Source organism: Microbacterium sp. LWH12-1.2, from assembly GCF_040675825.1.
Lineage (GTDB): Bacteria > Actinomycetota > Actinomycetes > Actinomycetales > Microbacteriaceae > Microbacterium.
On sequence record NZ_JBEGIJ010000001.1, the window covers coordinates 1,425,838 to 1,438,222 of the forward strand.

Annotated in this window: 11 protein-coding genes; 4 read left to right on the forward strand and 7 right to left on the reverse strand. The window is 67.3% G+C overall.

Features of this window, described 5'->3' with window-relative positions; genetic code table 11:
* Positions 1–46: 46 nt before the first annotated feature.
* Positions 47–1,135 (forward strand): polyprenyl synthetase family protein, encoded by a 1,089-nt coding sequence (locus tag MRBLWH12_RS06850; RefSeq protein ID WP_363547475.1) that lies wholly within the window; start codon positions 47–49, stop codon positions 1,133–1,135.
* Between the two features lie 45 nt (positions 1,136–1,180).
* On the opposite strand, the gene MRBLWH12_RS06855 is transcribed toward MRBLWH12_RS06850, so the two are convergent.
* Positions 1,181–1,531 (reverse strand): Rv2175c family DNA-binding protein, encoded by a 351-nt coding sequence (locus MRBLWH12_RS06855; RefSeq protein ID WP_363547478.1) that lies wholly within the window; start codon positions 1,529–1,531, stop codon positions 1,181–1,183.
* Positions 1,532–1,661: 130 nt separating this feature from the next.
* Between MRBLWH12_RS06855 and MRBLWH12_RS06860 the strand changes: the two genes are divergently transcribed.
* Positions 1,662–2,870, forward strand: a complete 1,209-nt coding sequence (locus MRBLWH12_RS06860) for a LysM peptidoglycan-binding domain-containing protein (RefSeq protein WP_363547481.1) — start codon at positions 1,662–1,664, stop codon at positions 2,868–2,870.
* Between the two features lie 76 nt (positions 2,871–2,946).
* The gene (gene pknB / locus MRBLWH12_RS06865; RefSeq protein WP_363547484.1) at positions 2,947–4,881 is read left to right on the forward strand and encodes a Stk1 family PASTA domain-containing Ser/Thr kinase; all 1,935 of its coding nucleotides are present in this window, start codon (positions 2,947–2,949) and stop codon (positions 4,879–4,881) included.
* Positions 4,882–4,955: 74 nt separating this feature from the next.
* Here pknB and MRBLWH12_RS06870 read toward each other — a convergent pair whose 3' ends face one another.
* From MRBLWH12_RS06870 to MRBLWH12_RS06885, 4 genes are all read right to left on the reverse strand, one after another.
* Positions 4,956–5,201 (reverse strand): DUF559 domain-containing protein, encoded by a 246-nt coding sequence (locus MRBLWH12_RS06870; RefSeq protein ID WP_363547487.1) that lies wholly within the window; start codon positions 5,199–5,201, stop codon positions 4,956–4,958.
* A gap of 284 nt (positions 5,202–5,485) precedes the next feature.
* On the reverse strand, positions 5,486–5,866 hold the full coding sequence (locus MRBLWH12_RS06875; RefSeq protein WP_363547490.1) for a hypothetical protein: 381 nt from the start codon (positions 5,864–5,866) through the stop codon (positions 5,486–5,488).
* A gap of 120 nt (positions 5,867–5,986) precedes the next feature.
* Positions 5,987–7,327, reverse strand: a complete 1,341-nt coding sequence (locus MRBLWH12_RS06880; protein WP_341974345.1) for a class II 3-deoxy-7-phosphoheptulonate synthase — start codon at positions 7,325–7,327, stop codon at positions 5,987–5,989.
* 27 nt (positions 7,328–7,354) lie between these two features.
* Positions 7,355–8,053: a lysophospholipid acyltransferase family protein gene (locus tag MRBLWH12_RS06885; RefSeq protein WP_341974344.1), complete on the reverse strand. Its 699-nt coding sequence runs from the start codon at positions 8,051–8,053 to the stop codon at positions 7,355–7,357.
* A gap of 151 nt (positions 8,054–8,204) precedes the next feature.
* Here MRBLWH12_RS06885 and MRBLWH12_RS06890 point away from each other — a divergent pair, with 151 nt between their 5' ends.
* Positions 8,205–10,037 (forward strand): AMP-dependent synthetase/ligase, encoded by a 1,833-nt coding sequence (locus MRBLWH12_RS06890; RefSeq protein ID WP_363547493.1) that lies wholly within the window; start codon positions 8,205–8,207, stop codon positions 10,035–10,037.
* A gap of 52 nt (positions 10,038–10,089) precedes the next feature.
* Here MRBLWH12_RS06890 and def read toward each other — a convergent pair whose 3' ends face one another.
* Together def and MRBLWH12_RS06900 are read right to left on the reverse strand one after the other, a co-directional pair.
* The gene (gene def, locus MRBLWH12_RS06895; protein WP_341974342.1) at positions 10,090–10,581 is read right to left on the reverse strand and encodes a peptide deformylase; all 492 of its coding nucleotides are present in this window, start codon (positions 10,579–10,581) and stop codon (positions 10,090–10,092) included.
* A complete protein-coding gene (locus MRBLWH12_RS06900) occupies positions 10,581–12,332 on the reverse strand; it encodes a MinD/ParA family ATP-binding protein (RefSeq protein WP_363547496.1) in 1,752 nt (583 codons plus the stop codon). Before MRBLWH12_RS06900 ends, def begins: the two co-directional genes overlap by 1 nt.
* Positions 12,333–12,385: the final 53 nt, after the last annotated feature.

Sequence of the window (12,385 nt, forward strand, 5' to 3'; positions counted from 1 at the left end):
GGGGTAGCCGTCCGGCACCTCGTTCGGTGTACGTATGCTGAGAGTCGTGTCGTCCCCCACTCCTGTCCCCGATGCCGTCGCTGAGCGCCTGAAGTGCTTCCTCGACAGGGCACGCGCCGAGTCCGCCGACTACGGCCCTGACGCGGTTTCGTTCCTCGACGCGGCTGCGGACACCCTCGTCGGCGGTAAGCGGCTGCGGGCACGTTTCTGCCACTCCGGCTGGCGCTCGGTCGCCCGCTTCCTCGACCGGAACGCCGTGGAGAGCGATGCGCTCTGGGATCTGTGCGCCGCGCTGGAGATCTTCCAGTCCGCCGCGCTCGTGCACGACGATCTCATCGACAACTCGGATACCCGCCGAGGCCGTCCTGCGGCACATCGCGCCCTCGAGAGCGCCCACCGCGCGGCGGGATGGACGGGCGATGCCGAGTCGTTCGGACGCGCCTCCGCGATCCTGCTGGGAGATCTCCTGGTCGCCTGGAGCGACGACCTCATGGAGACCGGGATCGCAGACCACCCGCACGCCGCGACGGTGCGCGCCGAATACGCCCGGATGCGCCGCGACGTCACGACAGGGCAATTCCTCGACATCGCCGAGGAATCGGCATGGAGTGTGAATCCGCGCGACACGCATGCGGAGCGCGCGCTCCGCGTCGTCTCGCTGAAGTCGGCCAGATACAGCATCGAGCAGCCCCTGCTGCTGGGGGCATCCCTCGCCGGCGCCGCGGATGACCAGCTCGCCGCACTGCGCCGATTCGGTCATCCGCTGGGCATGGCTTTCCAGCTTCGCGACGATGTGCTCGGGGTGTTCGGCGACGCAGCCGTCACCGGCAAGCCCGCGGGCGACGACCTCCGTGAGGGCAAGCGCACCGTCCTCATCGCCCTCACCAGGGACGCCGTCGACACCTCAACGCGCAACCTTCTCGACGAGTTACTGGGCGACCCGTCGCTCACGGACGAGCAGGTGTCGTCGCTGCAGGCGACGATCGCAGGCTCAGGCGCCCTCGATCGCGTGGAGACGATGATCTCTGACTACGCCAAGGAGGCCGACCGGGCGCTGTCCGGGGCGCGCCTGGACAACGCCGCCGTCAGCGAACTCCGCGATCTCGCGCGCGCAGCCACCGTGCGGGCGGCCTGAGCACTGCAACCGGCACGCCCGGCCTGAGCCGGGCCGCGACAACGGTCAGGCGAGAGTGCGGGCGATCCGACGGACCTCGCTCTTGTGGCCGGCGAGCAGCGCCGCGATCGGCGAGCGCCCCATCGTCTCCTCATCGCTGAGCAGCCAGTTGATGACCTCATCGTCGGTGAAGCCGGCATCCTTCAGGACGATCACGGTGCCGCGCAGCGAGGCCAGCGGCTCCCCGTCGACGATGAACACAGCCGGAACAGTGAACACTCCGTTGCGGCGGGAACCGATGAGATAGTGCTCGTCGATGAGTCGTCGCACCCGCCCGAGCGGCTCATCGAGCACCTCGACGAGATCGGGCATGGTCAGCCACTCGGTGGCATACGTTTCAGGGGCGTTCTCAGACACGTTGCCACTATCTCACCTCCGGTCGGAGGATGCATCTTGCCACTCCCGTCACGCCAGTCACACCTGTCACTCCTGTTGACTTTGGTTTACTTCCGTGCCAGCGTGGCAGAAGTCGAAAAAGGGGGAAGCTTTGAGACTGAACGCTTCGCGTCGCACGCGATATCTGACCGTGGCCGCACCTGCTGCCGTTCTGGGAACGCTCGCCGGCACGCTGGTCGCTGCGCCCGCATCGGCGGATGCCGCCCCCGCCCTGCATCTCGTCCAGCTCAAGGACGTGGCATCGACGGCCGGCGTGCCGATGCACTCCGTACCGGCGCAGACCAGTCCCGGCACGTACGTCGTCCAACCCGGAGACACCGTCTTCGGGATCGCCGAGCGCTTCGGACTGAGTACGGCCGACGTCCTGACCTGGAACGGACTCACCTGGCGGTCCGTGATCTACCCGGGGCAGAGCCTCACGCTCGCCGATACCGCAGTTCCGGCCGCCCCAGCCGCCGTCGAACCGGCGACCCCGGCAGCCACGACGACGCACGCCGTCGTCTCCGGTGACACCATCTACGCAATCGCCCAGAAGTACGGCACCACGGTCGACGCGGTGCTGGCCGCGAATGCCCTCACCCGTGAGTCGATCATCTACCCCGGCCAGACGCTCGCCGTCTCCGGTACGGCCGCAGCAGCCGCCTCCCCCGCGGCACCTGTCACGGCACCTGCGGCACCCGAGGCCGGACAGACCCACACGGTCGCCGCCGGAGACACCCTCTTCGGGATCGCCCAGAAGTACGGCACCACCACGCAGACGCTGTTCGCCGCCAACGGCCTGAGCGCCGCGTCGATCATCTACCCGGGCCAGACGATCGTGGTCGCCGCTTCGGCCCCTGCGCCGGCGGCGGCACCAGCGCCGACCGCTGTTGCGCACCCGCCATTGACGGCGACCCTGGATGCGGAGCAGGCGGCCAACGCCGCGCTCATCATCAGCATCGGACGACAACTGGGCATCTCCGACCGTGGAATCGCCACGGCTCTCGCGACGAGCATGGTCGAGTCCTGGATGCGAAACCTGGACTGGGGCGACCGCGACTCGCTCGGGCTTTTCCAGCAGCGGCCGAGCACCGGCTGGGGATCCGCCGAGCAGATCCGGGATGCCGACCGCAGCATCCGCGTCTTCTACGGCGGCCCGAACGACCCCAACGGCAGCGCGACGCGGGGCCTGCTCGACATCTCCGGCTGGGAATCCTTGGGCTTCGGCGCCGCGGCTCAGGCCGTGCAGATCTCGGCATTCCCTGACCGCTACGGCCAGTGGGAGGCCCAGGCCTACGAGTGGCTCGCGCTCCACGGATGACGCTCGGGGCAAACCCGCAGGGTCCAGGGGTGAGCCGCTCCCCAGGCTTTCAGGCAGTTCTCCATAGAATTTCCTCGTGACGACCAATCAGCAGGCTGACCCTCTCATCGGGCGGCTTGTCGACGGTCGCTACCGTGTCCGCGCTCGGATCGCGCGCGGCGGCATGGCGACCGTCTACGTCGCCACCGACCTGCGACTCGAACGCCGGATCGCTCTCAAGGTGATGCACGCGCATCTCAGCGACGATTCCGCGTTCCAGAGCAGGTTCATCCAGGAGGCACGGGCAGCGGCACGGCTCGCCGATCCGCACGTCGTCAACGTCTTCGATCAGGGGCAGGACGGCGAGCTCGCCTACCTGGTCATGGAATACCTGCCGGGGATCACGCTGCGCGAGCTGATGCGCGAGCAGCGCCGTCTGACGATCCCGCAGACGATCACGATCATGGATGCGATCCTCGCCGGTCTCTCTGCAGCGCATCGCGCGGGGATCGTCCATCGCGACGTGAAGCCCGAGAACGTTCTGCTCGCCGAAGACGGCCGCATCAAGATCGGCGACTTCGGCCTCGCCAGGGCGACGACGGCGAACACCGCGACCGGAGCGCAGCTGCTCGGCACGATCGCGTACCTCGCCCCTGAGCTCGTCACGCGCGGCACGGCGGACGCCCGAAGCGACATCTACGCGCTCGGCATCATGCTCTACGAGATGCTCACCGGCGAGCAGCCCTACAAGGGTGAGCAGCCGATGCAGATCGCGTTCCAGCACGCCACCGAGTCCGTACCGCGTCCGAGCGTGCGCAACCCCGGCGTGCCGGAGCCCCTCGACGAGTTGGTGCTCTGGGCCACCGAGAAGTCGCCGGATGAGCGTCCGAACGACGCCCGGGAGATGCTCGACCGCTTGCGCGAGATCGAGCGCGATCTCGGCATCGCCCCCGCGGTTGCCGCCGCGACCATGCCTACCAAGCGTTCGCAGGCCGATTCCGGCGATCTCACCAAAGCGATGCCGAGCACCATGGTCATCGCCGATCCGACGGCCCCTGTCCCCCAGCAGCTCGACAATGCGACCGTCCTCCGCCGTCGCGCTTCCAAGCGCCGCGCCCGCGGTGCGTTCCTGCTCGCTTTCGTTCTCCTGCTGGCGGTGCTCGCCGGTGGCGTCGGCTGGTGGTTCGGCTCCGGACCGGGATCCCTGATCGCGGTGCCGGGTGTCGCCGGGTCCAGCTATGACGAGGCCGCCGCGGCGCTCACGGCGGAGGGCTTCGTGCCGGCGCGAGCGGACGAGAACTCCATCGACGTGCCAGCCGAGCAGGCGATGCGCACAGAACCGGGCGAAGGAGAGCGACTGGAGGCCGGCGCGACCGTCACCGTCGTCGTCTCGATCGGCCCGAAGAAGCACGCCCTTGATCCGTTGAACGGTCAGGTCGCCGAGGAACTCCGCACCCGTCTCACGGATGAGTTCCACCTGAAACTCGCGGACGACGTGGCTCTCTTCTCGGACGCGGATCCGGGCATCGTCATCAACGCATACGTCACTCCCCGCGCCGGCGGCGAGACGTACGAATGCGGCGAGGGCTGCGAAGTGTTCGAGAGCGACGCCATCGAGCTCTTCGTCTCGCTCGGACCGGTTCCCGACGTCGCCGGCATGAACGTGAACCAGGCGACGAAAGCGCTCACCGACAAGGGCCTGGTCGTCGCCGAGGAGAGTCAGACGCAGTTCAGCGACGACATCGACAAGGACCGGGTGATCGGGTACGCCGACCGAGCCGAAGAGGGGAACTGGCGGCCGGGCGATGCCATCCAGCTCATCGTGTCGAAGGGCCCTGAGCCGATCGAGGTGCCGGACGTCAACGGCGAGAGCATCCGCGAGGCCGTCCGAATCCTCGAGGAAGCGGGATTCCAGGCGGTGTCGAACGTCCCGGAGATCGTCTGGGATCTGTTCACCGCGACCAGCACCAACCCCGAGGCGGGCAGCGAGCACCCTCGTGGCACGAAGATCCAGATTCGCGCTGCCGGCTGAGCATATCCACCACGGCCGAGAACGCACCAGCTGCTCTCAACCGGCAGGTTTGGGAGCAGTTCATGCGTTCTCGATCATGGTGCGGATGCCAAGATGCGACGGATGCGTTCGATCAGCGCGCGAGCGCCGTCACGGAGGTCGTCGGCGCCGACCAGAATCACCCGGTAACCGGCGTCTTCCAGCAGTTGGATGCGCGTCAGATCCTGCAACCAGCGTTTCCTCGATGCCCGGTGCTCGTCCCCCTGGTATTCGATGATCAGTCGTGCGGCTCGATAACCGAGGTCACCGTGACGGAGACCGTGCGCCGTCTTGACGGCCATCTGCACTTCGGGTTCTGGAAGATCACCGGCGACTAGCGCCAGTCGCAACCTCGACTCCTGCGGTGAGTCCACTGGCTTCCGCAGGCGCGGCAGCGCCCAGGCCAGCGCCACTGCGCCGCGCCGCGACCCGTGACGGCGCACAGCATCCTCCAACTCACCGGTTTTGCACAGCGGCGACTCGCGTCCCTTGTCCGTGCGCGCTCCGCTGAGCAGGAAGTCGCCAACGGCGACAAGCCACTCCCTCGGAAGCGAATGCGCCAACTGACACCACGTATCGGCAGGACTCACGACAGGCAGGTCGCGCACGCGCCGGACGACGAGGTCTCCGTCCGCGCTCGTTCCCAGCCTTTGACGCCGGGCCGACGCATCCGTCCGCGAACCCCGATCGCCATGACATGCATCACCTCGCCCGCTTTCGGAAGGGGCATGCCCCACAGCTCCGCTGCTGTCTCGTGGCTGAACACCTGATGCGGCTCCATGACAGCGAGCAGACTCCGACCGCGTTCCAGCAGACTCTTCGGCATCCCGTGCGCGCGGACGCCGCGAAACGGCACAACGAGATCCTTGCTCCGCGTCCGCGAATCACTCAAGCCGTGATGTCTCCCGGTGCGCACGCTGAAGATCTTGCCGCAAAGCGGCTCTGGCAGTTTCCCGTGCGGCTGCATCCGCCGATTCTGCCGTTTCACCGGCATCCGCCACCGGGGTTATCCACATCCGCAGCCGAAAACGCAAGAACTGCTCTCAACCGGCGGGTTTAAGAGCAGTTCGTGCGTTCTCGAACGGGGTCAGCGCTTCGCGAGCTCCTCGGCCACCAGGAAGGCGAGTTCGAGGGACTGCATGTGGTTCAGGCGCGGGTCGCAGAGGCTCTCGTAACGGGTCGCGAGCGCGGCCTCGTCGATGTGCTCCGAGCCGCCCAGGCACTCGGTGACGTCGTCACCGGTGAGTTCGACGTGGATGCCACCGGGGAACGTTCCGACGGCACGATGCGCCTCGAAGAAGCCGCGCACCTCGTCGACGACGTCGTCGAAGCGACGCGTCTTGTAGCCGGTGGGCGTGGTGATCCCGTTGCCGTGCATCGGATCGGTCACCCAGAGCGGTGTCGCACCAGAGTCGCGAACGGCCTCGAGCAGCGGCGGCAATGCATCGCGGATCTTGCCGGCTCCCATCCGGGTGATGAACGTCAGACGCCCGGGCTCGCGGTTCGGGTCGAGCTTGTCGATCAGCGCGAGCGCTGTGTCCGGCGAGGTGGTCGGTCCGAGCTTGACCCCGATGGGGTTGCGGATCTTCGAGAAGTAGTCGACGTGCGCGCCGTCCAGGTCCCGCGTCCGCTCGCCGATCCAGAGGAAGTGCGCCGAGGTGTTGTACGGCGTGTCCGTGCGCGAGTCGATGCGCGTCATCGGCCGCTCGTAGTCCATCAGCAGACCCTCATGGCCGGTGAAGAACTCGACGCGCTTGAGCTCGTCGAAGTCGGCTCCGGCGGCCTCCATGAACTTGATGGCGCGGTCGATCTCGGCCGCCATCCGCTCGTAGCGCTGGTTGGCCGGGTTCTGCGCGAAGCCCTTGTTCCACGAGTGCACCTCGCGGAGATCCGCGAAGCCACCCTGGGTGAAGGCGCGGATCAGGTTCAGCGTGGAGACCGCGGTGTGGTACCCCTGCAGCAGGCGCCCCGGATCCGCCTGACGCGAACCCTCGGTGAAGTCGTAGCCGTTGACGATGTCGCCGCGGTAGGCGGGAAGAGTGACATCGCCTCGGGTCTCGTTGTCGCTGGAGCGCGGCTTCGCGAACTGACCGGCCATCCGACCCATCTTCACGATCGGCATCGAGGCGCCGTACGTGAGCACGACGGCCATCTGCAGCACCGTCTTGATGCGGTTGCGGATCTGCTCGGCGGTCGCTCCGGCGAAGGTCTCAGCGCAGTCGCCCCCCTGCAGGAGGAAAGCCTGACCGGATGCCGCGCGCGCGAGGCGGTCGCGGAGGTTGTCGACCTCACCCGCGAAGACCAGCGGAGGGAGCCCCGCGATCTGCTGGGATACGGCTGCGACTCGATCAGCATCGGGCCACTGCGGCTGCTGCTTGATGGGGAGCGAGCGCCATGCGTCAAGGGCGTCGATGTGGTGCTGAAGCATCCCCCCAGCCTAGTAGGCGCTGACGCCTCAGGAGCCGCGTGTGACGCGTACCGGAAGCCGGTCCTTCACCGTCGACGCGTAGACGTCCTCGTACTCCTGGGCGCCCAGCCTCTGCAGAGCGACCATGATCTCGTCGGTGACCGAACGGAGGATGTAGCGGTCGTTCTCCATGCCCGCGTAGCGAGAGAAATCGAGCGGCTCGCCGATCACGATCCCGATCCGCATCACGCGTGGGACACGCTGCCCGATCGGCATCGCCGTGTCGGTGTCGACCATGATGACCGGGATCACCGGCACCTTCGCCTCGAGCGCCATCCGCGCGATTCCGGTCCGTCCGCGGTACAGCTTGCCGTCCGGGCTGCGCGTGCCTTCGGGATAGATGCCGAGGAGGTCGCCCTTCCCGAGCACCTGGAGTCCGGTGTTCAGCGAGGCCTCGGACGCCTTGCCCCCGGAGCGGTCGATCGGGATCTGCCCCGTGGCCTTCATGAAGAACTTCGTCGCCCAGCCCTTGATCCCGCGGCCTGTGAAATAGTCGCTCTTGGCGAGGAACGACATCGGCCGATCGATCATCAGCGGAAGGAAGACCGAGTCGGCGAAGGAGAGATGGTTGCTGGCGAGAATCGCTCCGCCGCTCGCGGGCACGTTGCGGCGGCCCACGATCCAGGGACGGAAGATCGCCTTGACCAAGGGCCCGATCGCGACGTACTTCATCAGCCAGTAGAACATCGAGGTGAAGTCTAGGGCACCGCCGCGGCATCCGCGGAGACTTCGGATATTCCCCGCCAAGGACGCGACCGGGTCTCACTAAGTGTGCGACTGGATTCCATGCCTTAGACTCGGGGACAACCCGTGTCCGACCGGTACCGAAGGAGCTGCCGTGGTCCAGTTTGAAGTCCCTGCGATCGTCCCCGCCGACCCTGACGCGAACATCGCCGACCTGCTGGTGAAGCGTGTCGAAGCCACCCCCGACCTGGCACTGTTCTCCGTGCCGGACGGCCAGGGCTGGCGCGATATCACCGCCGCAGATTTCCAGACCGCGGTCGTCGCACTCGCGAAGGGTTTCGCCGCGGCCGGCATCCAGCCCGGCGAGAAGGTCGGCTTCCTGGCGCGCACCACCTATGAGTGGACGCTCATCGACTTCGCCCTCTTCTACGCCGGCGCAGTGATGGTTCCCATCTACGAGAGCAGCTCCCCCTCCCAGATCCAGTGGATCATGGAGGATTCCGGAGCCATCGCCCTGCTCGTCGAATCGCCGGAGCACTATGCCCGCGTCGATGAGATCCGCAGCGACATCCCCCTGGTGCGTGATGTCTGGCAGCTGCACCTCGGCGCGATCGACACGCTCACGGCTCAGGGGGCTTCGGTGACGGATGCCGAGATCGAGCGCCGTCGCAACCTCGCCGTCGGCTCGGACATCGCCACCCTCATCTACACCTCCGGCTCGACCGGACGCCCGAAGGGCTGCGTGCTCACGCACAGCAACTTCGTCGAGCTGTGCCGCAACTCGGGCAAGGCGCTCGACAAGGTGCTGACGACTCCTGGCGCCTCCACTCTGCTCTTCATCACGACGGCGCATGTCTTCGCCCGCTTCATCTCGATCCTCGACATCCATGCGGGCGTTCGCACCGGGCACCAGCCCGACACCAAGCAGCTGCTGCCCGCTCTGGGCTCGTTCAAGCCGACCTTCCTGCTCGCCGTTCCCCGAGTCTTCGAGAAGGTCTACAACTCCGCCGAGCAGAAGGCCGAGGCCGGCGGCAAGGGAAAGATCTTCCGCGCCGCCGCCGACGTGGCCATCGAGCACTCCAAGCTGCTCGAAGAGGGCAAGAAGATCCCGCTGGGCATGAAGATCAAGTTCGCGCTCTTCGACAAGCTCGTCTACAGCAAGCTGCGGGCGGCGATGGGCGGGAACGTGGCGTATGCGGTGTCCGGGTCCGCTCCTCTCGGCGCGCGCCTCGGGCACTTCTTCCACAGCCTCGGTGTCGTCATCCTCGAGGGCTACGGCCTCACCGAGACCACGGCACCGGCGACGGTGAACCTCGCTGACAAGTCGAAGATCGGCACGGTCGGCCCCGCGCTCCCCGGAGTCGGGGTACGCCTGGCCGAGGACGGCGAGATCGAAGTCCGTGGCATCAACGTGTTCAAGGAGTACTGGAACAACCCGCAGGCGACAGCCGAAGCGTTCAGCGAAGGCGGCTGGTTCCGCACCGGTGACATCGGCAGCTTCGATGCCGAAGGGTTCCTGACCGTCACCGGCCGCAAGAAGGAGATCATCGTCACTGCCGGCGGCAAGAACGTCGCCCCGGCAGCGCTCGAGGACCCGATCCGGTCGAACCCGATCATCGGCCAGGTGGTCGTCGTCGGCGATCAGCGCCCCTTCATCTCGGCACTGGTCACCCTCGACCCCGAGATGCTGCCGACCTGGCTTGCGAACAACGGCCTTCCCGCCGACACGTCGCTCGCCGAGGCGTCGACGAGCGAAGCCGTCCGTGCGGAGGTCCAGCGCGCGGTCGACGCCGCGAACACGCGAGTGTCGCGCGCCGAGTCCATCCGCAAGTTCACGATCCTCGACTCGGAGTGGACCGAGGCCTCCGGCCATCTCACGCCGAAGATGTCGATCAAGCGGAACGTCATCCTCAGCGATTTCGCCGACGAGATCGCCGCGATCTACGACGAGCCCGTCACCACGACGAACGTTCCGCTCGGCGGCTGACCGCAGACATGATGAAGGCCCCCGCAGATTCTGCGGGGGCCTTCATCATTGCTCAGAACCAGGCGCTCTCGCGCACCTCGCGCATCGCCACCTTGCGTGTCTCCGGATCGAGACGCGTGAGGTAGAGCTTGCCGTCGAGGTGATCGGTCTCGTGCTGCAGCGCCTGGGCGAGCAGACCCTCGCCCTCCAGGACGACCGGGTTGCCGTCGAGGTCGATCCCCTCGACGCGGGCCCATGGATGCCGAGGCGTGTCGTGCCAGAGTCCGGGAACGGACAGGCATCCCTCCCCTGTCGGCACGGCGTCACCGCGCACCTCGGTGAGGACGGGGTTCAGCACGTACCCGATATCGCCGTCGATGTTGTAGCTGAAGGCGCGGACGGCGAATCCGATCTGGGGGGCTGCGACGCCGGCACGTCCCGGCAGCTCGACAGTCTCCACCAGATCGGCGACGAGCGCGCGAATGCCGTCATCGATCTGCTCGATCGGGGAGCAGACGGTGCGCAGGACGGGGTCGCCGAACACGCGGATCTCACGGACGGCCATCAGGCGGCCTTGGCGCGCAGGCCCTCGACCAGGAGCGCCGCGAGTTCGCGAGCCGCCTGACGAGTCTCCGGCCTCAGGTTCGCGAAGACGATGGTGCCACCACCGGCGATCTGAGCGTCGTAGGGCACTCGCACCACACGCTTCGCCCGGGTGGCGAAATGCGCTTCGAGTTCGTTCAGGCGCACCAGCGGAGCGCCGGGGGTGGACTGATTGAGCACGATGATCGCTTCGCGCGCCTGCTCGGCGTAGCCGTTCGTCTCCAGCCAGGTCAGCGTCTCGGAGGCGAGCCGCGCCTCATCGACGCTGAGCCCGGAGACGACGACGATCTGGTCGGAGAGATCGAGGGTCGCCGACATCACGGAGTGCACGATGCCGGTGCCGGTGTCGGTGAGCACGAGCGAGTAGTAGTGCGCGGCGACATCGGCGACATCGCGATAGTCGCTGTCGTTGAAGGCCTCGGCGATGCGCGGGTCGGCATCCGACGCCAGAACGTCCAGTCGCGTGGCGTCACGGGAGACGATCGCGGAGATGTCGTGGTAGCCCCTGACCTCGTCGTGGATGCGGACGAGGTCACGGACCGACTTGCTGTGGTTCGGGCGGACGATGCGATCCGCCAGCGTGCCACGATCGGGGTTGGCGTCCACCGCGATGACGCGATCCTCGCGGGCATCGGCCAGTGCCATGCCGAGCAGCGCCGTGATGGTGGTCTTGCCGACGCCGCCCTTGCGCGAGAGCACCGGCACGAACCGAGCACCGCCGGCGAGGGGAGCCGAGATCCTCGTCGTAAGAGCCTTGCGCTCACGCGCGCGACGTCCATCGCCGATGTTGATGCGACGGCCGGACAACGTGTAGAGGAGGTGGCTCCATGCCCCCTCCGGCTCGGGCTTGGCAACCTGGTGCGGATCGAGGAGACGATCGGCGGTGAGCAGATCGGCGCTCTCCCGCGCGGCCTCACCGAGATCGTCCAGACGCTTCGAGGTCAGGGTGACGTCGTTGCGTACCGCGGCGCGCGACGGCTGCGCGGCGATCGCCTTGTCGTTCGAGGTGTCCACGAGAGGGGTCTCCTTCTTGGCGGTCAGCGGTCGGACGGATGCCGCCGACACTGCGGATGCCGCCAGGTCGGCGCGCGCCTGGGCAAGGAACTGTGCAGCGGCAGCGGCCTCGGTATCGGCGTCGGTATCGGCGGCCCCGGCGTCGGCGTCGTCCTCGACGACGGGTTCTTCGACGACAGCATCCTCGACGACCGGCTCTTCGAGGAGCGGCTCCTCGAAGACAGCATCCTCGATGAGGACGTCTTCGATGACGGCCGAGTCCTCGACGGCCGAGTCCTCGACGATGTCATCCTCATCGAGGGCTTCCTCGACGGCCGGCTCCTCCACCGCTTCCGTCTCGACAGACTCCTCGACGAGCTCCGTCTCGATTCGCTGTTCCTCGGCATCCGAGATGCTCGCAGCCTCCGGCTCGGCAGGGATCTCGATGATGATGTCGGCGGCGTGGATGCGGCCGATGGCACGCGCATCCTCGAACGGCGTCTCGTCGACGATGACGTCGTCGACGATGAGGTTGGTGACGATCTCGCCCTCGACGACACCGTCGTCGGCGAGGTCGTCCTCATCGTCCTTGGGCAGCGCGACGCTCACCTGAGCCGTGCCGCCGAGGATGCCGATCCCCGTCGTGTCCAAAGACGCGGCGTCATCCAGCACCCCCCGCGAATCGTCCGCAAGCGGGTCGTCGAAGTTCTTCGGGGTCACGATGTCGCTCCAAGCTTGTGCGGGCCTCGGGTGCGCGGCCCGCCCGGACAAGA